This window comes from Streptomyces sp. NPDC020884, from assembly GCF_044333935.1.
In the GTDB taxonomy this organism is placed as follows: domain Bacteria; phylum Actinomycetota; class Actinomycetes; order Streptomycetales; family Streptomycetaceae; genus Streptomyces.
Genome location: NZ_JBIRRY010000005.1, coordinates 39,238 through 63,222 on the forward strand (window position 1 = coordinate 39,238; position 23,985 = coordinate 63,222).

18 protein-coding genes are annotated in these 23,985 nt (G+C 72.6%); 5 read left to right on the forward strand and 13 right to left on the reverse strand.

Annotated elements, in window-relative coordinates; all coding sequences use genetic code 11:
• Nucleotides 1-12: 12 nt before the first annotated feature.
• Nucleotides 13-771: an SDR family NAD(P)-dependent oxidoreductase gene (locus ACH4UK_RS17035; protein WP_398357069.1), complete on the forward strand. Its 759-nt coding sequence runs from the start codon at nucleotides 13-15 to the stop codon at nucleotides 769-771.
• Between the two features lie 59 nt (nucleotides 772-830).
• Here ACH4UK_RS17035 and ACH4UK_RS17040 read toward each other — a convergent pair whose 3' ends face one another.
• The 5 genes from ACH4UK_RS17040 to ACH4UK_RS17060 form a co-directional block, all read right to left on the reverse strand.
• On the reverse strand, nucleotides 831-1,442 hold the full coding sequence (locus tag ACH4UK_RS17040) for a hypothetical protein (protein WP_398357071.1): 612 nt from the start codon (nucleotides 1,440-1,442) through the stop codon (nucleotides 831-833).
• On the reverse strand, nucleotides 1,439-2,926 hold the full coding sequence (locus tag ACH4UK_RS17045; protein ID WP_398357739.1) for an ATP-binding protein: 1,488 nt from the start codon (nucleotides 2,924-2,926) through the stop codon (nucleotides 1,439-1,441). Before ACH4UK_RS17045 ends, ACH4UK_RS17040 begins: the two co-directional genes overlap by 4 nt.
• 128 nt (nucleotides 2,927-3,054) lie before the next feature.
• Complete coding sequence (locus ACH4UK_RS17050) at nucleotides 3,055-3,738, reverse strand: response regulator (RefSeq protein WP_398357073.1); 684 nt, start codon at nucleotides 3,736-3,738, stop codon at nucleotides 3,055-3,057.
• Between the two features lie 27 nt (nucleotides 3,739-3,765).
• Nucleotides 3,766-5,325 carry a murein biosynthesis integral membrane protein MurJ gene (murJ, locus tag ACH4UK_RS17055; protein WP_398357076.1) on the reverse strand — a complete coding sequence of 520 codons (1,560 nt, stop codon included), beginning with the start codon at nucleotides 5,323-5,325 and terminating at the stop codon, nucleotides 3,766-3,768.
• A 218-nt stretch (nucleotides 5,326-5,543) separates the two neighbouring features.
• Nucleotides 5,544-6,746, reverse strand: coding sequence for a lipid II:glycine glycyltransferase FemX (locus ACH4UK_RS17060; RefSeq protein WP_398357079.1), 1,203 nt, complete (start codon nucleotides 6,744-6,746; stop codon nucleotides 5,544-5,546).
• Nucleotides 6,747-6,978: 232 nt separating this feature from the next.
• Here ACH4UK_RS17060 and ACH4UK_RS17065 point away from each other — a divergent pair, with 232 nt between their 5' ends.
• Nucleotides 6,979-8,259 (forward strand): Ig-like domain-containing protein, encoded by a 1,281-nt coding sequence (locus ACH4UK_RS17065; protein WP_398357080.1) that lies wholly within the window; start codon nucleotides 6,979-6,981, stop codon nucleotides 8,257-8,259.
• A 77-nt stretch (nucleotides 8,260-8,336) separates the two neighbouring features.
• Here ACH4UK_RS17065 and ACH4UK_RS17070 read toward each other — a convergent pair whose 3' ends face one another.
• From ACH4UK_RS17070 to ACH4UK_RS17095, 6 genes are all read right to left on the reverse strand, one after another.
• Nucleotides 8,337-10,331, reverse strand: a complete 1,995-nt coding sequence (locus tag ACH4UK_RS17070) for a serine/threonine-protein kinase (protein WP_398357082.1) — start codon at nucleotides 10,329-10,331, stop codon at nucleotides 8,337-8,339.
• 205 nt (nucleotides 10,332-10,536) lie between these two features.
• Complete coding sequence (locus ACH4UK_RS17075; RefSeq protein ID WP_398357083.1) at nucleotides 10,537-11,325, reverse strand: alpha/beta fold hydrolase; 789 nt, start codon at nucleotides 11,323-11,325, stop codon at nucleotides 10,537-10,539.
• 91 nt (nucleotides 11,326-11,416) lie between these two features.
• Nucleotides 11,417-12,688 (reverse strand): APC family permease, encoded by a 1,272-nt coding sequence (locus ACH4UK_RS17080; RefSeq protein WP_398357085.1) that lies wholly within the window; start codon nucleotides 12,686-12,688, stop codon nucleotides 11,417-11,419.
• A 103-nt stretch (nucleotides 12,689-12,791) separates the two neighbouring features.
• Nucleotides 12,792-13,766: a sigma-70 family RNA polymerase sigma factor gene (locus ACH4UK_RS17085; protein WP_398357087.1), complete on the reverse strand. Its 975-nt coding sequence runs from the start codon at nucleotides 13,764-13,766 to the stop codon at nucleotides 12,792-12,794.
• 5 nt (nucleotides 13,767-13,771) lie between these two features.
• A complete protein-coding gene (locus ACH4UK_RS17090) occupies nucleotides 13,772-14,971 on the reverse strand; it encodes an NAD(P)/FAD-dependent oxidoreductase (protein ID WP_398357089.1) in 1,200 nt (399 codons plus the stop codon).
• A 159-nt stretch (nucleotides 14,972-15,130) separates the two neighbouring features.
• Entirely contained in the window at nucleotides 15,131-15,553 is a 423-nt protein-coding gene (locus ACH4UK_RS17095; RefSeq protein WP_398357090.1) for a hypothetical protein, read from the reverse strand.
• Nucleotides 15,554-15,762: 209 nt separating this feature from the next.
• Between ACH4UK_RS17095 and ACH4UK_RS17100 the strand changes: the two genes are divergently transcribed.
• Both ACH4UK_RS17100 and ACH4UK_RS17105 read left to right on the forward strand, forming a co-directional pair.
• Nucleotides 15,763-18,750, forward strand: a complete 2,988-nt coding sequence (locus ACH4UK_RS17100; RefSeq protein ID WP_398357092.1) for an AfsR/SARP family transcriptional regulator — start codon at nucleotides 15,763-15,765, stop codon at nucleotides 18,748-18,750.
• A 244-nt stretch (nucleotides 18,751-18,994) separates the two neighbouring features.
• Nucleotides 18,995-19,597 (forward strand): hypothetical protein, encoded by a 603-nt coding sequence (locus tag ACH4UK_RS17105; protein WP_398357740.1) that lies wholly within the window; start codon nucleotides 18,995-18,997, stop codon nucleotides 19,595-19,597.
• A 97-nt stretch (nucleotides 19,598-19,694) separates the two neighbouring features.
• Here the strand turns inward: ACH4UK_RS17105 and ACH4UK_RS17110 are convergent, their stop codons facing one another.
• Both ACH4UK_RS17110 and ACH4UK_RS17115 read right to left on the reverse strand, forming a co-directional pair.
• Nucleotides 19,695-20,465: a polysaccharide deacetylase family protein gene (locus ACH4UK_RS17110; RefSeq protein WP_398357094.1), complete on the reverse strand. Its 771-nt coding sequence runs from the start codon at nucleotides 20,463-20,465 to the stop codon at nucleotides 19,695-19,697.
• 163 nt (nucleotides 20,466-20,628) lie between these two features.
• A complete protein-coding gene (locus tag ACH4UK_RS17115) occupies nucleotides 20,629-22,431 on the reverse strand; it encodes a CocE/NonD family hydrolase (protein ID WP_398357096.1) in 1,803 nt (600 codons plus the stop codon).
• A gap of 368 nt (nucleotides 22,432-22,799) precedes the next feature.
• On the opposite strand from ACH4UK_RS17115, the gene ACH4UK_RS17120 reads away from it, so the two are divergent.
• On the forward strand, nucleotides 22,800-23,957 hold the full coding sequence (locus ACH4UK_RS17120; protein ID WP_398357742.1) for an NADH:flavin oxidoreductase: 1,158 nt from the start codon (nucleotides 22,800-22,802) through the stop codon (nucleotides 23,955-23,957).
• The last annotated feature ends 28 nt before the right edge of the window (nucleotides 23,958-23,985 follow it).

Below are 23,985 nucleotides of genomic sequence, written 5' to 3' on the forward strand. Positions count from 1 at the left end.
AGTTGCCGAGAAATGAACCGCTTCACTGGCAAGACCGTGCTCGTCACGGGCGCGGGCTCCGGTCTCGGCCGCGCGATCGCGCTCGCCTTCGCCGCCGAGGACGCGTCCGTGATCGCCGCGGGTCGCACCGCGCAGTCCCTGGACGAGACGGTCGGCCTCATCGAGGCGGCCGGCGGCACGGCTGCCGCCATCACCGTCGACGTCACCGACTCCGACCGGCTCCGGGACCTCGTCCGCGCGACTGTCACCCGCTTCGGCGGGCTCGACATCGCGGTCAACAACGCCGGGATACTCCGCGGCGCCGGCCCCGCCGAAGAGGTGAGCGAGGAGGACTGGGACGCGGTGCTGCGGACCAATGTCACCGGCGTCTGGCTGGCCATGAAGCACGAGATCGCCCACATGAAGGAGAACGGCGGCGGGGTCATCGTCAACATCTCCTCCAACCTCGGCGCACATCTGCGTATCCCGAACCTCGCCGCGTACATCACGTCGAAGGCAGCGGTCTCCGCACTGACCCGCGCCGCCGCTCTCGACCACGTGCACCAGGGCATTCGCATCAACGCGGTCAGCCCGGGTGCCTCCGCCGCCCCCATGTCGCTGCGGCCCGGCGAGACCGACGCCGACCGGACCGAGCGGGTGAAGTCGGAGAACCCCCTCGGGCGGCTCGCGAAGGCCGAGGAAGTGGCGGCCGCGGTGCTCTACCTCGCCTCGCCCGCGGCCGGTTCGGTGGTCGGCACCGACCTGGTCGTCGACAGCGGGTCCTCGGCCTGACGGTTCGCACCGGGCTCCCCGGACCTCCCGCACCGGGCCCCGGGCCGGGGACCTGGGACTCAGCCCCCGTCCGGAGCTCCGGAGCCGCCGAGGGCGAGGCCACAGGTGTCGGAGCTCGATGCCCCGTCCTCTCCCTCCAGCTCGACGACGACCTGACCGTCGGCCTCCTGGCTGTAGGCGACCGTGCAGGTCAACTGGCGCAGCGCCGTGGGTTCCAGTGGCTTCAGGGCGAAGGGCAGACGGAGCGTGACCGTGCCGTCCGGGGCGACCGCGAGCTCGACGGCCGCGCCGGGGCGGGCGGCGGGGAGGGCGGTGCTCAGGCCGACGGCCCTGTCCTCCTTCGCCGTGCCGCCGAGCAGCGCCAGAACAGCCTGCTCCGTCGATACCGGGCCTGCCTGGTCGCCGGATTTCCGGTCCTCGGAGCCCACCTCGTCGTAGCCCTCGCCGAACCCGGGCGAGGGCCTGGCACTCCGGATCACGGGGTTCAGCCCTCCCGTCGGGGCCCGGAAGAAGAGGATCATGTCGTCGTTGCGGTTGAAGAAGGCCTCGACGGTCGCGGGGCCGCCCGCCTCGATGACGTCGGTCTCCTGGATGCCGCAGCCGCCCAGCAGCGGTACGACGGCCGCGGCGGCCAGGGCCGCCGCGCGTCGGTGTGCCCGCGTACGCCTCATTCGGCGGCCTCCTCCGCGTGCAGCGGTATCTCGACCGTGAAGACGGCACCGCCCTCGGGCCGGTTCCCCGCGCGGATCGTTCCCCCGTGCAGACGCACGTTCTCCTGGGTGATCGCCAGCCCCAGGCCGCTGCCCGCCGAGCGGGTGCGGGCCGTCTCGGCCTTGTAGAAGCGGTCGAAGATGTACGGAATCGAGTCGGGGTGGATACCGGCGCCCCGGTCCGCCACCTCGGTGATCACCACGGGCGTTCCCGCGGGGCGTTCCCCCGTACGCAGGCGTACGGTGACCGGCTCGCCGCCGTGCCGCAGGGCGTTGCCGACCAGGTTGGCGATCACGACGTCGAAGCGGCGCGGGTCGAGCCGGGCCCGGATGCCGGCGGGGAGTTCGACGCCCACCCGGTCCTCGCTCCAGTGCCGGATCTGGAGGGTCTTGCGGATGGCCTCGGCGACGTCGACCTCGTCGGCGTTCAGCTCGGCGGCACGGGCGTCGAAGCGGGAGATCTCCATCAGGTCCTCGACGAGCACGGCGAGTTTGCCGGTCTCCGCACTGACCAGCCGGACGGCCTGGGCGGTGTCGGCGTCCAGACGGTCCGCGTCCTCGTCGAGAACCTCGGTGACGGCGAGCATTCCGGCCAGCGGGGTGCGCAGTTCGTGCGAGACGTCGGCGGCGAAGCGGCGGGCGCGCGCCTCCGCCTCGCGCAGTTCATGCACGGAGTCCTCCAGTTGACCGGCCGACTCATTGAACGTCCGTGCCAGGTCGGCCAGTTCGTCGCTGCCGCGCACCGGAATGCGGGTGTCGAACCTGCCGCTGCCCATGCTCCTGGCCGCCCGGCGCAGTTCCCGCACCGGGCGCAGCACACTGCGCGCGGCGATCAGGCCGGGTATCAGCGCGACGGCCAGACCGGGCAGGGCGCCGTCCCGGGCGGCCATGAGGAGGGCCTCGACGTTGACCTGCTCATCGGTCATCCGCATGACGGCGTACAGGACGAGCCCGCTGGGCAGCACGTTGTACGGGCCGGTCCTGAACACGGCGGGCATGGCGATCGTCAGGTAGGGGACGCCGTCCTTGACGACCCGCTCGAAGGTGCCGTACGGGTTGGCCAGCGCGGCGCGGCGCAGTTCGGGGGTGATGACCGTGGAGACGGGGTTCTCGCCCGAGGAGGCGCGGAGCGAGCCGTACTCGGCGAACACCACCCAGGAGCGCGGCTTGCCCTTACGGGCGATGTCGCGCAGGACGTCCTCCAGCCCCTCCTCCTGGACGGGCAGGCCGAAGCCCGACTGCTGGATCTGCTCGCGGAACGTCGAGACGGCCGTGTCCTGGGCCGTCTTCAGCAGCGCGTTGCGGGCCTCACGGTAGGTCAGCGCGGAGGTGGTGCCCGCGCTGACGGCGGCCACCAGGAGGAAGGCGGCGAGCAGGCGCGTACGCAGGCCGAACGCCCGCACGCGCGAACGCTCGTCGCCGGCCGGCCTGCCCGGACCGGCCAGCCTTCCCGGTACGCCCGGTACGCCCGGTACGCCCGGTACGCCCGAACCACCCGGTACAGCAGATGCGTCCGGTGCGTCCGCTCCCCTGTGCTTCCTCCGGCTCAGTCGGCCGAGGCGGGAGGCGGTACTCACAGCGGGCCGAAGCGGTAGCCGAAGCCCCGCAGGGTCTGGACGTAGCGGGGGCTGCCGACCTCGTGCTCGATCTTGCCGCGCAGCCGTGCCACGCACGCGTCGACCAGCCGGGCGTCGGCGTGGAAGGTGTGCTCCCACACGTTCTCCAGCAGTTGCTGCCTGCTGAACACCTGCTCAGGGGCTGCGGAGAGATGCAGCAGGAGCCTCAGCTCCGAGGGGGCGAGCGACAGCGGCCGGCCCGCCTTGGTGACCGTCAGCCCGACCCGGTCGATGGTGAGTTCGCCGTACACCTCGATGGCCGGGCGGCCCGGACCGCTGTCGTCCATGCGGCGCAGCACGGCGCGGATCCGGGCCTCGATCACCTCGGGGCGGGCGGGCTTGACGATGTAGTCGTCGGCACCGGTCTCCAGGCCGATCACGATGTCGAAGTCGTCGCCCCGCGCGGTGAGCATGATGATCGGCAACTGGCTGTGCTCGCGGACCTGCCGGCAGACCTGTACGCCGTTGATTCCGGGCAGCATCAGGTCCAGCAGCAGCAGATCGGGGCGGAATTCGGCCAGCGCGTCGAGGCCGTCCTCGCCTGTCGCGGCCGCCCGCACATCGTGGCCGCGGCGGCGCAGACCGAGTGCGACCCCCTCGCGCACGGAAGGGTCGTCCTCGATGAGGAGCACGCGGGGCATCGGCGGTTCTCCCTGGGGGGGTAGTGGTCACTTCCGGGTGCCTCGCCGACGTAGACGCGTGAACAGCGCGTCCAGTTCGACGAGTCCCAGCGGACGGGCGAGCAGGGCAAAGGTGAGGACGACGGCGGCCCCGCCGGCGGCCGCGGCCGCCAGGGCCCCCGCCCGTACCGCGCCCAGGGCCGCGAGGTGCCCCAGAGCGGTGGCGGGGACGGCGGCGAGCAGCAGCCGTGCGTGGGCGGCCGAGGCGGTCGACCGCAGCGGGCGGGCGACGGCGAGGCGGCGGCTCAGCACCAGGCCGGTCACCACCCAGCCCACGCACAGCGCCAGGGAGTACGCCGCCGCCATGCCCGTGACGGCCCAGCGAGCCGGCAGCAGGTGCGCGGCGGCCAGCGACAGTCCGGCGTTGAGGGCGACGATCACGAGGTTGAGCAGGAACGGCGTACGGGTGTCGGAGAGCGCGTAGCAGGCGCGGGACAGCACGTACTGACCCGACAGCGCGACGAGGCCCGGCGCGAAGGCCATCAGGATCCCGGCCATCGCGGCGGTGTCGTCCGCGCCGGTCCTGCCGTACCCGAAGACGAGGGCCATCACCGGCTGGGCGAGGGCGAACAGCGCGCAGGCCGCGGGAACGACGGCGGCGGCGCAGACCCGCAGGGCGTGGGAGACGTCGCGGCGCACGGCGGCGGTGTCCCCGTCGGCGGCGGCGGCGCTCATCCTGGGGATCAGGGCGGTCACCACGGAGACCGTGATGATGCCGTGCGGTACGACCCAGAGAACGTAGGCGTTGTTGTAGGCGCCGAATCCGGGGCCGCCGGCCAGGCCCGCGGTCGTGGCCAGCCGGGTGGTGACCCAGTACGCGGCCTGGTTGGCCAGGACCAGCAGCACCAGCCAGCCGGCCGCGCGCAGCGGACGGGTCAGTCCGCTGCCGCGCCAGTCGAAGCGGGGCCGCCAGCGGAAGCCGGCCGCGCGCAGGGCGGGGACGAGGGCGATCGTCTGGACGGCGATACCGGCGGTCGTGCCCCAGCCGAGCAGGGCGGTCCCGGCCGGGGTGAGCGTGCCCCCCGGACTCGTCCCCAGGGCCAGGTACAGGTAGAGGCCGAAGACAGCCATGACCACGAGGTTGTTCAGGATCGGCGCCCACATCATCGCGCCGAACCGGCCCCGGGCGTTGAGTACCTGTCCGAGCAGCGTGAACAGTCCGAGGAAGAAGATCTGGGGCAGGCAGTAGCGGGCCAGCGCGGTGGTCATGGCCGCCTGCCGGCCGCTGTAGTCCGTGTACGCGTCGACGATCGCGGGGGCCGCCCACACGGCGGCCGCGGTGAGGGCCAGCAGGGCGAGGACGCAGACGGTGACGAGCCGGTCGGTGTACGCGGCACCCCCGTCCGCGTGCTCCTTCGCGGCCCTGACCAGCTCGGGCACGAAGACGGCGTTCAGCGCGCCGCCGAGGAGCAGCATGTAGACGATGGTGGGGAGGGCGTTGCCGACCGCGTAGCCGTCGGCGATCGGCCCGATGGTGCCCAGCGCCGCCGCGACCACGGCGGACCGGGCGAAGCCGGTGGTCCGGGCCACGATGGATCCGGCAGCCATGACGGCGCTGCCGCGTGGAGCGGAGACCGCCGCCGCTGCCGCCCTCGTGGGCTCCGCACGGTCCACGGCGGTCTGGGTTCTCGGAGACGTAGGTGACGTAGGTGACGTAGGTGACGTAGGTGACGCCTGTGGTGCCAGTGGTGCCAGTGGCGCCTGTGGCTTCGGTGGTGCCTGTGGTGTCGGCGGTACCGTCGGCCGCTTCGTCGGCTGCGACTGTCTCATCGGCGCTTCAGATACGCCTGGAAGGCACGGTGAAGCGCGTGGTTGGCGCTGCCGCCCAATGCCTTCTCCCATTCCCCCAATGTCTCGACGACCTGCCCCCCGGTGCCGAGCTTCCACCGCAACAATCCGTACGCACGTTCCTCCGGATCGAGAGTGGAGGGTACCCCGCGCATGTCGTAGACGTCCGCGCCGAGGGCGTGGGCATCCTGCAGCATCCGCCACTGAAGGGCGTTGGAGGGCCGGACCTCGCGGCGGTGGTCGGCCGAGGCGCCGGTCTGGTACCAGGCCCGGCGGCCCACCGTGATCAGGGTGTGGGCGGCCAGGATCTCGCCCTGGTGGCGGGCCAGGTACAGCTTCATCCGGCCGGGTTCCTCGGCGTTGAGCGCCGCGTACTGACGCTGGTAGTACGCGAGCGAGCGGCCGAGCCGGAAGCCGTCGCGTCGCTCGGTGATGCCGAGCAGCCTGCAGAACTCGGGGAGGTCGGCCGCGCTGCCCACCACGACCTCCACGCCCTCCTTCTGGGCCCTTCGCACATTGCGGCGCCATTCCTGGTTGAGCCCGGACCACAGGTCCTGGGTGGTGCGTCCGGCGAGCGGCACATGGAAGACGTGTCGCGGCTGGGCGTCCCCGTCCTCGCTGGTTCCCTCGCCGCCGCAGCGGTGCCAGCCCCGGGCCCGCAGCCGCTCGGCGACGGCGGTGCCGAGCGGGTCGACCTCACTGGCCAGGACGTCGCCCAGGCGGCGGCCCGGACCGGTGAGCGGCTTGAGCCGGGCGGCGTTCCAGCGCCGGTAGGCGGGCGAGGGCCCGATGCGTACGGCGAAGGCTCCGGTGCGGCGCAGGTGCTCCAGCAGCGGACCGAGCCAGCCGTCGACGTCGGGGGCGTTCCAGTCGGCGACGGGCCCTTCGGGGAGGTAGGCGAAGTACTTGCGGGTGCCGGGGAACTGCCGCAGCAGCACCAGGGCCACCCCCGTCAGTTCGCCCGCCTCGGGATCCGGTCCCCAGCCGAGCAGTTGGGAGCGCCAGCCCTCCTTGACGTCGGCCCAGGACGGGCACTGGAGGAATCCGGCGCCGAGCGCCTCGCCGGCGGGCGACGCGAGGAAGGCTCGGTAGGTCTTCGCGGTGATGGTTCGCAGGGCCACGTCCTGGTTCCGTGCTCGGTGCACGGGGCTGGACGACGACGGCACGAGCAGCGCTGACATGGTGTGGGCCTCTTCTTCTCCGCCGGCCTCCCGGGCCGGTCGCGGGAACGCTCCCCCGACGGCCTTTCGCGGGGATGCAGAGGATGCTCACAGCGGTTCATGACCGCTCCGCGCGCCGAATGTGACCGGAGCATGACCGTTCCTCACCAGTCGCCGTCACATCGCTTCATACCCTCTGACCTCGGGTTTTCCGGCTCTACAGTCACGACATCGCCGACCACTCACCCGGCTCATGGCTCTCCCGGAGGTCCTGTTGTCCCGCTCGTCCCTCACTCATGTGCCCGCCCGTTCCCGAGCCCGATCCCGAGCCCGATCCCGAGCCCGTTCTCTCGTCCGTTCCCTCGTCCGGGGCGCCACCGTGGCTGCCCTGCTGACGCCGCTCGCCGCCTGCTCGTCAAGCCCTTCCGCCGATGCGCCCGCCGCCGAGGTGACCCGGAGCGCCGAGGACCGACCCGTCAAGGTCGCCGTCACGCCCGCGGGGAAGAAGGCCCCGGCCGGCCGGCCCGTACGGGTCACGGCCACCGGCGGCCGCCTCACCTCGGTGACCGTCACCGACGCCGAGGGCCACCGGCTGGCCGGCCAGGTCGCCGCCGACGGCCGGTCCTGGGTCTCCGACCGCAAGGCCGTGCCCGGGGCGGCGTACTCGGTGACGGCGGCGACCCGGAGCGCGGGCGGCACCGCCAGGAGCACCAGGGCCGGCTTCACCACCGCTCCGGCGGACCGGGTCAACAAGGTCGACTGGCGACCGGGCGCCGACGCCACCGTCGGGATCGCCCAGCCGGTCTCCCTGGTCTTCGACCGTCCGGTCAGGAACCGGGCCGAGGTCGAGAGGCAGCTCAGGATCACCACCTCGAACGACACCGAGGGCTCCTGGGGCTGGATCCGCGACTGGTCGGGCCGGGACCGGGTGGACTGGCGGCCCCGGACGTACTGGAAGCCCGGAACCCGGATCACGCTGAACGCCGAGCTGAACGGCACCGACTCGGGCGCGGACGGCGGCTGGTTCGTCCGCGACTACACCACCGCGTTCACCATCGGCGCGCAGCAGATCGTCAAGGTCGACCTCGACCGCCATCAGCTCTCCCTCGCACGCGACGGCAAGACGGTCCGCCGTATTCCGGTCTCCGGCGGCACCCCCGGCGGTGACAAGCGCTCCTGGCGCGGAACAGCCGTGCTGATGGCCAAGGAGGGCACGATCAACATGAACTCCGAGACGGTGGGCCTCGGCAACGCCTACGACAAGATGGTCGACCACTCGATGCGGCTGACCTGGTCAGGCATGTACGCGCACGCCGCCCCGTGGAACGCGAAGTTCCTCGGCCGGGCCAACCAGAGCTCCGGATGCATAGGCATGAGTGACGCGGACGCGGCCTGGCTCTACGCGCAGGTGCGGCCGGGCGACCCGTTCGAGATCACCGGCGAGGACACCAAGGGGGTGGTCGATCCCGGCAACGGCTTCGGCGCGTGGAACCTCTCGTGGTCCGCGTGGCAGCACAGGAGCGCGCTGCGCTGAGAAGCCGCGCCGAGCGGCGGCCCGGGGGCCGACTACGCCAGGTACGCCGGGTACGCCGGGTACGTCAGGTACTCCGACTACGCCGGGTCCTCCGACCTCTCCTGCTTCTCCGGCTTCTCCTGCTTCTCCGGCAGGCGCTGGGCGATGTTCCGTACGACGTCGGCCGCGAACTCCGCTGCGGTGTCGCACAGTTGCTTGGCCGGCTGCGGGGCGTACACGGTCAGCTGGAAGAGTTCGGTGGTGCGGTCGCCGACCGCGTTCGTGTAGGTGCGGTGCGGGGTCCGTACGGTGCAGCTGTCGTCCTCGGCCTCATCCGCGACGGCGTAGCTCTTCGTCCCGGCGACGTTCACCGGCGTTCCGTCGTCGGCGTCCAGCGAGTTGTCCCGGCTGATCTGAATCTCCACCGCACGGTCGCCGTCGTCGCTCGACCAGTCGCAGTCCCAGGAGCCGAAGCCGCGGTCCCGGTTGTCCACCGTGACGCCGGGAAGCCGCTCGAGATCGCCGGCTCCGAGCAGGGTGCAGGTGTCGAGCCGGACCAGGGAGTTCGGGTCCGGCGGCGGCGAACGCCGGGGCACCGGGCCCTCGGCCAGCACACCGACCACGTGGTCGGTCGCGGCATCGGCCAGCTGGCACGGGTCGGGGGCCACCTTGTTGAGCTGCTTGCCGCGGACCCGGATCTGCTTGCCGTCGGAGGTCAGGACGGCCCGGTCGCAGGCTTCCCCGTCACGCTCGAGGGTCACCACCGTGACGTTGCCGACCAGGCGGGTGGAGAGCACCTCGTGGAAATCGTCCCGGTCCGAGTCGAGGTTCACCTCGACGTCCGCGAAGTCGTCACCGCTGTTGTTGCGCACCAGCACGTCGCAGCGGTCGACCTCTCCGTAGTCGGGGTCCAGTGCCGTCTTGCCGAAGCGGCTCAACGAGGCGGCGCCGAGCAGCCCGCACGGGTCCGCCGTGCGCTCGTCGCCGATGGCGCCGGCCTGTGCCGCGACCGACGGTTTCGCGTCGGCAAGGCCGCCCTTGCCGCCCTCGTCGTCCGAGGCCCACGGGCCGAAGAGGACGAGACCGGCCGTGATCGCACCCGCCGCGGCGAGCGCCGCCACCGTGAGCACCACCGGGCGGCGGCGTCGGCGTACGGGCCGGGGCGGCTGAAGCATGAAGGGAGTGAAGTCCCCCGAGCGGCCCAGGAGTCGCGACAGGCGGAGCGTGCGGGACGCGAAGTCCCGGGTATCGCCGTCGTGCAACTGCTCCTGTACGTGCGGGGGCGGGGGCGCCGCGCGCGTCAGCAGCCGCTGAGCACTGGGGGCGTCGGGCCGGCTCTCGGGCGCCACCTCCAGCAGTGCGGTGAGCGGCCCGCGCAGGGGCCCGGCCCGGTGCATGGGCTCGATGTGCCCCTCGATGGCCCTGGCCAGATACGCCAGGAGGTGTTCGACCTCCCCGTACGGCGACTGGCCCTCGACCGCCGCGAACAGGGAGGCGCCCAGCGAGAACACGTCGGACTTCTCGCCCGCGGGCTGCCCCTTGGCCACCTCCGGGGCCAGATACCGGGGTTTGCCGCGCACACTGCCCGTCGTGCTGTGCGTGGCGTCGCTCCACAGGGCCCGCGAGATCCCGAAGTCGGTCAGTCTCGCGACGCCCTCGTCGGTCACGAGGATGTTCTCCGGCGTCACATCGCCGTGCACCACGCCCTCGTTGTGCGACTTCGCCAGCGCGGCGGCGATCTGGCAGCCGATCGACCCGGCCTCCGCGGGCGTGAGCGGGCCGCCCTCCGTCACGATCTGCGCGAGACTGCGCGAGGGGACGTACTCCATGATGATCCAGCAGGTGGCGCCCTCGTCGACGAAGTCGAAGACTCCCACGATGTTCGGGTGGTGCAGCCGCCCGGCGTTGCGCGCCTCGCTCATGAGCCGTCGCGCGGCCCGATCGTCGTTCAGGCGCGCGCACTTGACCGCGACCCGCCGGTCGAGCCGCTCGTCCCAGGCCAGCCAGACGACGCCCATCCCGCCTCGGCCGATGGGCTCCTGCAGGAGATAGCGGCCGGCGATCCTGTCCCCGGCCTCCGGTGTCACCCGCACCGCCCCACCCCTCGCCCCACAGCCGACGGCCCTGCTACAGGTGACGGACTGTACCCATCCCGCGACTTGGCGGTGATCCTTTTCACCGAACTTCGTGCGGACTCGCCCAGGCCCCACACAGGGCACGGGGTTCACGGTCGGCCGCAGGCCGGAGCGGCAGGGGCCGGCCGAGGAGGAGCAGGGCCGCGAGCCGCCCGGCCCCTCCTCACCGCTGCGGCATCGCCGTGAGGAAGTCCAGGACGAGCGGGCTCGCGACGGTGCGGAACTCCTCGAAATAGGCATGCCGCGCGCCGGGGATCAGGTGGAGGCGCGCGCCGGGGACGCGGTTCGCGAGCAGGGGGGCGTTGGCGGCGGGATTGAGCAGGTCGTCGCTGCCGTGCACGACCAGGGCGGGGGCGCTGACGCGGGGCAGAAGTTCCCACGCGTCGTGCTGGTTGCTGGCCCTCAGGTGGCGGCGGCGGGCGTGCGCGGGCATGTCCGGGTCGCCGAGTGTCCGGTACGGGCCGGGGTGGGTCGCCAGCCAGGCCGGGGTGTACATCAACTCGAGCAGGGCCTGCCGCGCCGCACCCGGTGCTGTCTGTGCCAGCGACCCGCGTACGTCGTTGTCGCGTTCGACACCGTGCGCTCCACCGGGTGACGTGCAGCCGAGGACCAGGGCGCGCACCCGGTGCGGATGGCGGGCGGCGAGCTGCTGGGCCACGCGGCCGCCCATGGACGTGCCGTAGACGTCGGCCCGGTCGACACCGAGATCGTCGAGCACCGCGATCACGTCCTGAGCGAAGAGCTCGGTGCTGTAGGGCTCGTCGGGCTTGTCGCTCGCTCCCGTACCCCGGTAGTCGAGGGTGAGGGTGCTGCGGGCGGCGTGGAAGTCGTCACGTACCCCGTCCCACCAGTGGTGGTTGTTCGCCTGGCCCGCCAGCAGAACCAGCGGCGCCCCCTCGCCCCGGACCTGATAGGCGATGCGGACCCCGTCGGGCGTCGTCGTGTGCGTCATGCGGCTTTCCCCTCCTCAAGGCAGGATTCAGCATGCGTCATGGTGCCGGGAGCGCCGGGCGGACGCTCGGCCGACCCGTGTTCTGCCCCGGTCAGGCCCTGCGGGCGGTCACCGCGCGCCGCACCGCGTAGGCAGCGGCGCCGGCGGCCAGCACCGCGGCGCCGGACACCACCGACGGGACCGGCAGGGCGAACGCGAGGACGAGGCAGCCGGCCAGCCCGACGACCGGAACGATCCGCTTCGGCCGGCCCTCCTCCGGAGCGAGGGTCCAGGCGGAGGCGTTGGCGACGGCGTAGTAGGCGAGCACTCCGAAGGAGGAGAAGCCGATCGCCTCGCGTACGTCGGCGGTCGCGGCGAGCACGGCCACGACGGCGCCCACCACGAGTTCGGCGCGGTGCGGCACCTGGAATCTCGGGTGGACGGCGGCCAGAGCGTGCGGCAGGTGCCGGTCGCGGGCCATGGCCAGGGTCGTACGCGAGACCCCGAGGATCAGGGCGAGCAGCGAGCCGAGCGCGGCCACCGCGGCGCCCACCCGGACGACCGGCGCCAGCCGGTCCGCGCCGGCGGCCCGTGCGGCATCCGCCAGCGGAGCGGTGGCGGATGCCGCCCCCTGCGGGCCCAGCACGAGCAGGACGGCGACCGCGACGGCCGCGTAGACGAGGAGGGCGATGCCGAGGGCGAGCGGGACGGCCCGCGGGATGGTGCGGGCGGGGTCGCGGACCTCCTCCCCGAGGGTGGCGATGCGGGCATAGCCGGCGAAGGCGAAGAACAGCAGGCCCGCCGCCTGGAGGACCCCGGCGAAGCTCGCGTCGTCACCGATGCCGAGCCGGGCCGCGTCCGCGTCACCGGCGGTGAGAGCGGCGACCACCACGGCGGCCAGCACGGCCAGGACCACGGCGACGATGGCGCGGGTGAGCCAGGCGGACTTCTGGACCCCGGCACAGTTGACGGCGGTCAGCGCGACCACGGCGGCGACCGCGACGGCCTGCGTCTGACCGGGCCACACGTACGCGCCGACGGTCAGCGCCATGGCCGCGCAGGAGGCGGTCTTGCCGACGACGAACGCCCATCCGGCGAGGTAGCCCCAGAACTCGCCGAGCCGCTCGCGCCCGTAGACGTAGGTACCGCCGGAGGCGGGGTACCGGGCGGCCAGGCGCGCCGAGGACATCGCGTTGCAGTACGCCACCAACGCCGCCAGCGCCAGGCCGAGGAGCAGCCCCGACCCGGCCGCGGCGGCCGCCGGAGCCAGGGCCGCGAAGACGCCCGCCCCGATCATCGACCCCAGGCCGATCACCACGGCGTCGAACACCCCCAGGTGCCGCTTCAACTCGCCTGTGCCCGAAGGCCCCGACACCGCGCCCATCACTCGCTCCCCTGTCGGCCTCCGGCGGAAGCACCGGCGCACGGTATCGGAAGGACGTGACGGGTCGGGAAACAGCGAGATGCTCACGCACGCACCACGCCGGTCACCACGCGGCGATGAGCGGCGCGTCCGGTTCGTGCCGCCGCCAGGCTTCGGTGAGGCGGACGAGGCGGGTGGGGGCGGCGATGCCGCGTACGGTCGCGATCCTGGTGCCGGTGATGTCGAACGTGACGGCGCCGACGACCTTTCCGCCGGGCACGAAGAGGAGGGCGGGGGCGCCGTTGACGCGTGCGTAGTGGACGGCGGAGGCGCCGCCGACCCGTCGCTGTTTCGCGGGGGTGGATTTCAGGCCGGCCCGTGCGATGGCGGCGATGCGCCGCGGAGTGTCGTACCGCAGCAGCTTCTCGGTCAGGCCCGCGCCGTCGGAGATCGCGGTCGCGTCGTCGGTGAGCAGCGCCACCAGTTGTTCGGTGCGGCCCGATGAGGCGGCGGCGAGGAACTCCTCGACGATCCTGCGGGCGGTCGCCGGGTCGGGTTCACCTCCACCGGGCCCGACGCCACCGCCACCGCCGCGCGCGGCGGTGATGTGGCGCCGGGCCCGGTGGAGGTGCTGCTGGCTCGCGGCCTCGGCGATGTCGAGGATCCCGGCGATCTCGGCATGGCTGTACGAGAACGCCTCACGCAGGAGGTAGACGGCCCGCTCGATCGGTGGCAGGCGCTCCATGAGGGTCAGCATGGCCAGGGAGACCGATTCGCGCTGCTCGAAGGTGTCGGCCGGGCCGAGCATCGGGTCGCCGTCGAGGAGCGGTTCGGGCAGCCAGGCGCCGACGGTGCGTTCGCGGCGGGCCTGTGCCGAGCGGAGCCGGTCCAGGCACAGGTTGGTGGCGACCTTGGTCAGCCAGGCCTCCGGGACCCTGATCCGCTGCCGGTCGGCGGCCTGCCAGCGCAGGAAGGTGTCCTGCACGGCGTCCTCGGCGTCGGCGGCGGAGCCCAGCAGGCGGTACGCCAGGGAGGCCAGCCGGTTGCGGCTGGCCTCGAACCGGCTGGTGTCGAAGCGATCAGGGGCGGTGCTGTCCATGGCGGCTACGCGATCGCCTTCTCGGCGGACACATCCGTCGCGGCGGCCAGCGGGCGCCTGCGCCTGGGCAGCCCGAACGTCGGGTGCGAGGTGGTCCAGAGCGACACCCGGAGGATGCCCGCCTTGATCCGGGCGGCCTTCGTGCCGCCGACGTACTTCGGCTTCGCCCCCGCTTGGGCGTCGACCATCTGCAGGATCCCGTCCCGCCGCCCGAGGCTGATGTGGTTGCCGTGGTAGGCCAGGGGTGTGTTCGGGATCTTGCGGCCGGTCAGGCGTCCCAGGATCGCGGCCGTGGCCTGCATGCCGGTGTGGCCGGCCGAGGCGCAGGACATCGGCAGCGGCCGGCCGTTGTCGCCGATGGCGTAGGCGCTGTCGCCGACGGCGTAGACGTCCGGGTGCGAGACCGACCGCATGGTGCGATCGACGACGATCCGGCCGGTCTCGGTGACCGTGAGGCCGGCGGCGGCGGCGATGGGGCCGGCCGCGAACCCGGCCGTCCACACGGTCGCGTCGGACGCCGGGGCGGTGCCGTCGGCGCACAACACCCGTGTCGCTTCGACGGCTTCGACGCCGGTGTGCTCCAGGACGACGATGCCCAGCCGGTCGCAGGCCCGGCGCAGGTGGCCGCGGGCTCCGGCGGAGAGCGGAGCGCCCAGTTCGCCGCGAGCGACCAGCGTCACCGACAGGCCGGGCCGGGATTCGGCGATCTCGGTGGCGGTCTCGATGCCGGTCAGCCCGTCGCCGACGACCAGGACGTTCCCGCCGTCGCCCCGCCCGACCAGGCTGTCCAGCCGCTCGCGCAGACGCACCGCCGCCGGGCGGCTGGTGACATGGAAGGCATGCTCGGCGACGCCGGGGACGCCGTGGTCGGCGACCTGGCTGCCGAGCGCGTAGAGGAGCGTGTCGTAGCCGAGCTCGCCGCCGCCGTCGGCGTCCGCCACGGCGACGACCCGGCGCTCGGGGTCGACGGCGGTGACCCGGGCCAGGCGCAGCCGTATCCCCGTGTCCGCGAAGACGTCGGCGAGCCGGGGAGCCTCGATCTCCTGGCCGGCCGCGAGCTGGTGCAGCCGCAGCCGCTGGACGAAGTCCGGCTCGGCGTTGACCACGGTGACCTCGGCGTCCGCCGGGAACAGCCGACGGGCCAGGTTCCCGGCCACATAGGCCCCGGCATAGCCGGCGCCGAGGACGACGATGCGGTGCTTCATGCGATGCTCCTGTCGGTCGGTTCGCTTGCTTCCCGGTGACTTGAGCGGAACAGCGGCCCGATTCCTGACAGGTAGCAGGTGTGACCTGGGTCACAGGGCGGCCGGAGCCGTGACCCGTTGGTCACGACCCGTCGGTCACGACGCGCGAGAGGGCTCGCCTCAGCGGTACGTCCCCGCGCTGTAGACGTACAGGGCGATCACGCCGACCACGCAGACGAGGACCACCCATGAGCCGAAACTCGTGTGCCTTCCCCTGCCGTTCTTCCGGCGCCCGGACTTCCGGGACCCCCGGGACCGTCCGGATGCCGCCCGGCCCGGGGCGACCCGCTCCGCGTCGGCCGCCGCGTCGGCCAGCAGGCGTCGGCAGGTCGCGGCGAGCACGCCGGTGCCTGCGGAGAGCGGAACCACGGCCTCCGAACGCGCCGGAGCGGTGGTGCCGCCGTCCAGGATGCGCCCCGCGCGTACGAGGATCTCGTCCCGGCCGCCCGCCGGAGCGAGGCTGATCCACCGCCGTACGTGCTCACCCCGGACGACCATCCCCCCGGACCGCTCCCGGTACACGGTGTGTTCCTTCCACAACACGTCCGCCAACTCCTGTGCGGTGCTTCTCAGTTGTGCTCCCACCAGCCATTCCCCCCACTCGCAGCGAAATCGAACAAGCATCGCACTCTACTGGCGGGCCACGAACGTGGCCCATCAGCCCCACCACGCCGGACGGCCGTGCCGCCCGGCGGCTCCCGGGCCGGTGCGCCCGACGGCCGTTACAGTTGCGTCGAAGGCAGGGGGCAGCTGTGGACTTCGAGGTATTGGGCCCGCTGACCGTGCGGCGGGCCGGCGTACCGCTGGAACTGGGCACCCCGAAGGCGCGGGTGCTCCTGGCAGTCCTGCTGAGCCGACGGGGCCGGTCGGTCGCCGATGACGCGCTGATCGAGGCGCTCTGGCGCCGGGAGCGGCCCAAGAGTGCCGCCAAGAACGTGCAGACCTACGTCCACCGGCTCCGGCAGCGCCTGGGCGAGGGGGATACGGACCGCATCGCCCGGGAGGGCGGCGGCTATCTGGTGCGCGCCGACCGTGACGAGCTGGACGCGGCACGCTTCGAGGATCTGGCCGACGCCGCCCGGACCGCGCTGGCGGCCGGTGAACGCGATCAGTCGCGTCAGCTCTTCGGCGAGGCCCTGGGCCTGTGGCGGGGACCGGCGTTCGCCGGGTTCGCCGATGTCCCGGCGCTGCACGCCGAGGCCACGCGCCTCGATGAGCTGAGGCTCGGCGTACTCGAGGAGCGGGTCGACGTCGACCTCGCGCTCGGCCGGCACGGCGAGCTCCTCGGCGAGCTGACCGCGCTGACGATGGAGCACCCGTTCCGCGAGCGGATGTGGGCCCAGCTCATGCTCGCGCTGTACCGCTGCGGCCGGCGGGCGGACGCGCTGCTGGCCTACCTCCAGGTCCACGACGTCCTGGCCCGGGAGACCGGTCTGGAACCCGGGCAGAGGTTGCGGGACCTGCACCGGGCCGTCCTCGCCGAGGACCCCGCGCTGGACCGGGCGGCCCCGGCCGACGAGCGGGGGCGGCGGACCGCCCCCGGCGCCCGGATGCTGCCTCCGGCGCTCGGCGACTTCAGCGGACAGCACGCGGAACTGACGGAGATCGAGGCCGTCCTCCGCGAGGACCCCAGCGCGGACGGACCGGCCACCGTGGTGACGGTCTCGGGCCCCGGCGGGGTCGGCAAGACCGCGCTCGCGGTGCAGGCCGCGCATCGCCTCAGGTCCGCCTACCCCGATGGGCAGCTGTTCGCGGCGCTCGACGGTGCGCGTACACAGCCGGTCTCCGCCGCCACGGTGCTCGGCCGCTTCCTGCGGGCGCTGGGAGTGCCCCCCACCGCGGTGCCCGACGATCCGCGGGAGCGCGCCGACCTCTACCGGGGCCTGCTCGCGGAACGCCGGATCCTGGTGGTCCTCGACGACGCCTTCGACGAGGAGCAGCTGGCTCCCCTGCTGCCGGCGAGCGGTACGTGCGGGGTGATCGCCACCGGCCGCGTACGGCTGGGCGGTCTCGGCGGCGCGCACCGGGTCGAGCTCCGCGAGATGTCCGAGGCCGACAGTCTGGCCATGCTGCGCAACAGCGGGGACGCCCGGCTGACCTCGGCCACCCGGGCGGAACTGTCCGACCTGGTGCGGCTGTGCGCGCGGCTGCCGCTCGCGCTGCGGATCGCCGGGTCGCTCCTGGTCTCACGACCGCACTGGCGGCTGACGGATCTCGTGTCGCGGCTGGCCGACGAACAGCACCGGCTGGACGCGCTCCGCTATCGCGATCTCGAAGTGCGCGCCAGCTTCGGGCTGAGCTATGAGGGCCTCCGGCCCGAGGCACGGCGGCTGTTCCGTCTCCTCGGGCTCCTGGAGGCACCCGATTTCCCACTCTGGGCGGCTGCCGCCTCGGTCGACACCGAACTGCGGGACGCCCAGGAACTCCTCGACGAGCTGGTCGACATCCACCTGCTCGACGTCACCGGAGCACCGAACGGGCAGGTGCGCTACGGCTTCCATGACCTGACCCGCGCCTACGCACGGGAACGCGCGGAAGTGGAGGAGTCGGCGGAGGCGCGGGAGGGCTCCGTCGTCCGCGCCCTCAGCGCGCTCCTGGCCTTCACGGACATCGCCGACCGTGACCACATGGGCCAGAACATGTACCAGCGGGACGCCGACCGGTGGCAGCCGGAGCGGGTGGAGGCCAGCATGCCGCCGTCCGTGCCACTGATGGATCTGCTGGATGCGGAACGCATCGCGCTGGTGGCAGGCGTGCGACAGGCAGCGGAGCTGGGCCGGGACGAGCTCTGCTGGGAACTGGCCGTGGGCGGGCATTCGCTGTTCGAGACGGAGCGGTACTTCGACGACTGGCACGAGTGCTACGAGACGGCGATGGACCTGGCCAAGGCCGCGGGGAACGTACGGGGCCGCGCCCGGCTGCTCATCTCGATGGCCGGTCTGCTCTACACCCGGCGGCGGTACGGTCCGGCCGAGGCGTCCAACACCGAGGCGATGGGCCTGTTCGAGCAGATCGGGGACGTGCGGGGCTATCTGGAGGCCCTGAGCAACGCGCCGTTCTTCCTCGTGCCCAACGGACGTCTGACCGAGGCGATCGTGGCGGGCCGCGAGGCCTTCGAACGGCTCAACGCCGGCGGACAGGCCGCGGCGGCACTCCACGCGTACTCGCAGGTCGGCCTCGCCCATCTCCAGGCGGGCCGGGCGGAACTCTCGGTGGAGGTCCTCACGGAGATCGTCGCCGGGGCGAGGGAGCAGGGGATCCGGACCCTGATCGCGCGGGACACCTACTGGCTCGGCCAGGCGCAGATCGCACTCGGCCGGCACGCGGAGGCGGAGAAGTCGTTCGCCGAGCTGGACTCCTGCGCCCGGCACATCGGGTCGTCGGGCGCGTTCTACACGGCCCACGCCTGGGGCTGTCTCCACCTGGCCCGAGGGGAGTACGCCCAGGCGCGCCGCCGTCTCCTCGAGGGCCTCGAGGTCGCGCGGGCACTCCACGACCCCATGTTCGAGAGCCGTGTTCTCATCGACCTGCTCGATGCCCGCCTGTACGAGCGTCATGACCTGCCGGCCGCGATCGGCCGGGGAGAGCAGGCCATCGCCGTGGCCCGGGGAATCAACTACCCTTACCTGCTGGCCGGTTTGCTCGAAAAGCTCGCCCGGCTGCGGGCGGCGGCGGGAGACCGCACGGCCGGGAGGCGGCTCGCCGGCGAGGCGGCCGCCGTGCGGGACACGATCCACTGAGCCCTACCACACAGCCCGCGTTCCCGGTGTGTACCCGTCGTGTACCTGACGTATTCCGCGATGTGCCACTGTGTGCGTCAACGACGGAACGCCGTCGGGAAGCCGTTCCGGCATGCCCGGATGGAGTGCCGGTCAGCTCTCGAAATCAACCGAACGTTCCAAGCTGCCCTGTGGGGCAGCTCTCGTTACCAGTGAGGTAGTAGTGCACAAGCGACGTATCGCGTTCGCGGCCGCTGTGGTCGCCATGGGGCTCGGGCTTTCGGGCTGCAACGGCGACGACGGCGAGCCGGCGGCGAAGGAATCACCGGCGTCGTCGGCCCCTGCCCCGACCTCGTCCGCCCCGAGCAGCGAGAGCCCCACCGACGACAGCGGCGACGACGCCGCCCCGGCCACCGGCGATGTCACCGCGCCCGGCACGGAGCTCAAGGTCGGCGACCGGGCCGTCCTGCCGTTCGAGTACACGAGCGACAAGAAGGGCACCATCGCGATCACCGTCACGGCGATCGAGAAGGGCGCCGAGTCCGACATGGCCGCCTTCGGCGACAAGGCGAAGGGCATGACGCCCTACTTCATCAAGATGAAGGTGGAGAACGTCGGCGGCACCGACCTGTCGTACGCGTCGCTGAAGCTGGACGGTGCGCTGGAAGGCGGCGCGGGCACGGGCGTCGTGCTGATCGGCGACCTTCCCGGCAAGTGCGACCGCGAGACCGCGCCCCGCGAGTTCACCACCAAGGGCGCGTCGTACGAGACCTGCTCGCTCACCGCCACGAAGACCGCGCCCATCGCGGCCGCCGAGTTCGACGAGGGCGACGCGTACAGCGACAGCCCGGTCGTCTGGACCAACTGAGGATCCACCGGATCCTGGACCTCCGCCGGTGGGGAAGACCGCACCCCGTGTCAGGTCGACGCCACCGGCCGGAGGCCACCGGCGGCCACCGCGCCGCTCACCGCACGGGGAAGCCGAAGGAGTAGCCCTGCTCCTTCAGCCAGGGCAGGACCTCGCGCAGCGCGGCCAGGGTCTGGGAGCGTTCCCCTCCCGCGTCGTGGAAGAGCACGGTCGGCCCACTGGAGATCTCCCGCTTGACGGTGGCGACCATGGTGTCCGCACCGGGGTGTTCGAAGTCCTTGGTGTCGACGTTCCAGCCCAGCGGTCGCATGCCGTGGGACGCGGCGAGCTGTCGGCTGTACGGGGTGAAGGCGCCGCCCGGGGCGCGGTAGTACTGCGACCGGACGCCCCCGGACGCCTTGGTGATCATGCGTTCGGCGTCCAGGATCTGCCGGCGCTGATACGCCTCGGACTTGGTGTCCATGGTGGTGTCGTGCGAGACGGTGTGGTTGCACAGTCGGTGGCCGTCCGCGACGACCGCCTTGACCAGGTCCGGGTACGCCTGGGCCTGCGTGCCCACCATGCAGAACGTGGCCTTCACACCGCGCTCCTCGAGCAGTTCCAGCACCTGCGGCGTCCAGACCGGGTCCGGTCCGTCGTCGATGGTGATGTTGACGCCCCGGGCGCCGCGGTCCGATGCGTGCGCGATGTCCGCCGCCACCTCGGCCACGGGCCGGGCGTCCGGCGATGAGGCGCGCCCCTGCGACGGCCGTCCCCCGGAGGTGTCGGCCTGCGCGGTCCACACCGAGGTCGCGGCGGCCAGAGCCGTCACACCGAGCGCCGCCGCGAGAAGCCGGCTGTGCCAGGCCCTTCCCTTGTGCTTTGCCATGTCCGCCCGCCCCTTTGCCGTCTCCACCGCTGCCGTGCGCCCATCTAGACACGCGAACGCCCGCGCGGGATGCCTCGGTTACCGATTGCGGACACATCTGCAGGGAGCCGGCGACAAAGGCGGGACATCCGCCGCGAGGCACAACGCCCCCTCTCGCGGTACGTCAGTTCCGTGCGTTCGGCTCGGGGAGGGTGAACGCCGGTGCGCCGGACGGGAGTCGGGTCGTGTACTGGCCCAGGTAGGTGTCCAGGTACGGTGCGCGCTCGCCGGCCGTCGGGGTGTCCTCGGACGGGTCGTCCAGGGAGAGTTCGAGCCGTGCGTTCTCGATCCGTACGGTCTGCCCCGACGGGGTGTCCAGCCAGTCGCCGGTCCCGATCGTGCCGATCTCCACGGCCAGCGTGTGGCCGGCGTCCAGGGTCCAGTCGGCCGACTTGAGGTCGAGGTCCAGGCGGTCGGCGTCCAGCCGGGAGACCTGCTCGTCGAACATGACTGCCTTGCCGTCCTCGTCCACGTCGTACAGCTTGACCATCACGTTCCCCTCCCCCTCGGCGGTCATCGAGATCTTCGGGGTGCCGGTGACGCGGGTGGGCCGGTCCAGGGGCTCGGACCGTACGACAAAGCGGGAGGCGGGCCCGGAGGTCCGCTGCGGTGTCCGGCCGGACGCCTTGCCCGTGGCGGGACCCTCGCCGTTGTCCACGTAGACGCCCTTGCCGAGAGGCACGGTCACCGAGCGGTCCACCGCCGGCCAGGTCTGCTCGGCACGCCAGGCGCCGGTGGAGTCCTGCACGGCGTAGGGCGGGTGGTCGGCCGTCGGCTTCTCGCCCTTGAGGTACTGGTCGTAGAAGGACAGCGTCTCCTCGAACCAGCCCTCACGCCCCATGGCCAGCCGGCCCTCCTCGTCCTTCTCGTTGCCGCGCACGTGATCCCACGGGCCGAGCCAGCCGCGCTGCGGGCCTTGGTGACCGGCCAGGAACTCCCGCATGCCCTCGGGCTTGGTGTTGGACTCGGTGAAGCCCTGGGTGAAGAACAGCGGGGTGTCGGTGCCCTTGGCCTTCTCCGCCTGGTCGCGCTCGGTCCAGTACGGGTTGCCGGGGTCGGCGATCCGGTAGCCGGCCGTGTTCTCGGTGTAGCACTCGGGGTGCTTCTCCTCGTAGGCGGCGTTGGCCCGGTAGCGGGCGTCGTCGTCCTTCATCCCGGGCATCGCGGCGATGGCGTTGTAGGTGCTGGCGGTCGCGACGACGTTCGGGCGGGGCACGCCGTTGGAGTGGATGAGCCGGTACGCGTCCCACACGGGTTCCTGGGCGACGACGGCCTTGAGCGCGTCCTGGTCCAGGTTGTTGCCGATGAGGCCGGTGAGCGCGTCGAAGGACTTGCCGTACATCCCGACCGCTCCGGTGGACCACGGGCGGCCCGCACTCCAGTCGATCGCGGCCTCGACGTCGGCCCGGTCGCCGGGGCCGCCGAAGTCCAGGCAGCCGGTGGAGCCGCCGAAGCCGCGCGTATCCACGATCACGAACGCGTAGCCCTCCTGGAACAGGTCGGTGCCCTCGACGAAGTCCTGGAACCGGTCCGAGGGGCCGGAGCGCTCGTGGCCCTCGGGGACGATCTGCCCGGCGTGCCCGAAGTACGCCCCCGCCGTCAGGATCACCGGCACCTTCTCGCCCTTGGCCAGGCCCTCCGGCAGCAGGACGTCGGCGTGCAGCTCGGTGCCGGAGCCGTCCGATGACGGGAAGTAGTGCTGCGTCCAGACCGCCCCCTCGGGGACGCGGTCGTTCTCCTCGTGCGTGACGCCGTCCGTCGCCGTCGCCGTCCTGGCCGCCGTCCCGGCTCCCGGCGGGGCCGCGGTCGCGGGGATGACGAGCGTGCCGGTCAGGGCGAGGGCGGTGACGAGTCCGGCGGCGGCCAGAGTGGTCGTCCGGTGGGTCGTCCGGTGGGTCGTCCGGTGGGTCGTCCGGTGGGTCTTCAACTGTTCCTCCCGGGTCGGGGCGGGTCGGGGTGCAGGGCCACGGGGTGGAGTGCGCTGGGCGGCCGGTTGCCTGTGGTCGCCGTGGCCATGGCTCCAACCTGCCCGGGAACCAAGGCGCGTCGGGGTGGCGGCTGTCATGGATCCCGATGACGGATGTCATGGGCAGCGCTCGGCCATGGGCGGCGGGGAAACCGAACCGGGCACCGGACCGGCACCGCACCGGACACCGCACCGAGCACCGGAGGCAGACTCCGTTCTTTGCCTACTCTTTGCCCGCGTCGGGGCCGAAACCGGGATGCCCCTGCGGCGCGGGCGCGTTGGGGCCGGGTGGACCACCCCACAACGGACAGGAACCCGACGTGACAGACGTGACGGATACGGCAGCCCCGGCAGCCGTGAAGGACCCGGCGGACTCGAGCGCCGCGGCCCGCGCGGCGGACACCCTCTCCCGCCCGTTCAGGGTCCGTGGCCTCACCGCCCGGAACCGGATCGCGATGGCGCCCATGACCCGGAGTTTCTCCCCGGACGGCGTCCCGGGACAGGACGTGGCGGACTACTACGCCCGGCGGGCCGCCGGTGACGTCGGGCTGATCATCACCGAGGGCACCTACGTCGACCACCCGTCCGCGGGGACCAGCGACCGGGTCCCGCGCTTCCACGGCGAGGCGGCGCTCGCGGGCTGGGCGGACGTGGCGGACTCCGTGCACCGCGCGGGCGGCGCGATCATCCCGCAGCTGTGGCACGTGGGCGTGGTCCGCACCGAAGGCGCCGGGCCCGTGCCGGACGCCGAGCCGGTCGGCCCCTCGGGCCTGTCCCTCAGCGGCGAGCCCAAGGGGCGCGCCATGACGCAGAGGGACCTCGACGACGTCATCGCCGCCTTCGCCGACGCGGCGGCCGCCGCCGAGCGCCTCGGCTTCGACGGTGCCGAACTGCACGGCGCCCACGGCTACTTGATCGACCAGTTCCTGTGGTCCGGCAGCAACCGGCGGACCGACGCCTACGGTGGCGACCTGGTCGCCCGGACCCGCTTCGCGGCCGAGATCGTGGCGGCCTGCCGCGCCGCCGTGTCCGACGCCTTCCCTCTCTTCTTCCGGATGTCCCAGTGGAAGGCGGACGCCTACGAGGCGAAGCTCGCGAAGACCCCGGAGGAACTGGACGCCCTGCTCACGCCGCTGGCCGAGGCCGGTGTCGACGTCTTCCACGCGTCCACCCGCCGCTACTGGCTGCCGGAGTTCGAGGGCTCCGACCTCAACCTGGCCGGCTGGGTGAAGAAGATCAGCGGCCGTCCGACCCTCACCGTCGGCTCGGTCGGCCTGGACGACGACTTCTTCAGCGCCTTTCAGGGCAACGACTCCCAGGTCACCGGCATCGAGCAGTTGCTGGACCGGATGGAGCGCGACGAGTTCGACATGGTCGCCGTCGGGCGGGCGCTGATCTCCGACCCCGAGTGGGCGGCGAAGACCCTGCGCGGGCACACGGCGGACATCACCCCGTTCTCCGCCGAGATGCTGACGACCCTGCGCTGACCCCGTGCCGCGCGGCGCGGGTCGGGGT

Excerpts from the sequence above, each read along its gene's own strand:
- ACH4UK_RS17110 (WP_398357094.1), bottom strand. The coding sequence starts at position 20,465 with ATGGCAAAGCACAAGGGAAGGGCCTGGCACAGCCGGCTTCTCGCGGCG.
- ACH4UK_RS17085 (WP_398357087.1), bottom strand. The coding sequence starts at position 13,766 with ATGGACAGCACCGCCCCTGATCGCTTCGACACCAGCCGGTTCGAGGCC.
- ACH4UK_RS17065 (WP_398357080.1), top strand. The coding sequence starts at position 6,979 with ATGGCTCTCCCGGAGGTCCTGTTGTCCCGCTCGTCCCTCACTCATGTG.
- ACH4UK_RS17060 (WP_398357079.1), bottom strand. The coding sequence starts at position 6,746 with ATGTCAGCGCTGCTCGTGCCGTCGTCGTCCAGCCCCGTGCACCGAGCA.
- murJ (WP_398357076.1), bottom strand. The coding sequence starts at position 5,325 with ATGGCTGCCGGATCCATCGTGGCCCGGACCACCGGCTTCGCCCGGTCC.
- ACH4UK_RS17040 (WP_398357071.1), bottom strand. The coding sequence starts at position 1,442 with ATGAGGCGTACGCGGGCACACCGACGCGCGGCGGCCCTGGCCGCCGCG.
- ACH4UK_RS17035 (WP_398357069.1), top strand. The coding sequence starts at position 13 with ATGAACCGCTTCACTGGCAAGACCGTGCTCGTCACGGGCGCGGGCTCC.
- ACH4UK_RS17105 (WP_398357740.1), top strand. The coding sequence starts at position 18,995 with ATGGGGCTCGGGCTTTCGGGCTGCAACGGCGACGACGGCGAGCCGGCG.
- ACH4UK_RS17050 (WP_398357073.1), bottom strand. The coding sequence starts at position 3,738 with ATGCCCCGCGTGCTCCTCATCGAGGACGACCCTTCCGTGCGCGAGGGG.
- ACH4UK_RS17080 (WP_398357085.1), bottom strand. The coding sequence starts at position 12,688 with ATGGGCGCGGTGTCGGGGCCTTCGGGCACAGGCGAGTTGAAGCGGCAC.
- ACH4UK_RS17075 (WP_398357083.1), bottom strand. The coding sequence starts at position 11,325 with ATGACGCACACGACGACGCCCGACGGGGTCCGCATCGCCTATCAGGTC.
- ACH4UK_RS17090 (WP_398357089.1), bottom strand. The coding sequence starts at position 14,971 with ATGAAGCACCGCATCGTCGTCCTCGGCGCCGGCTATGCCGGGGCCTAT.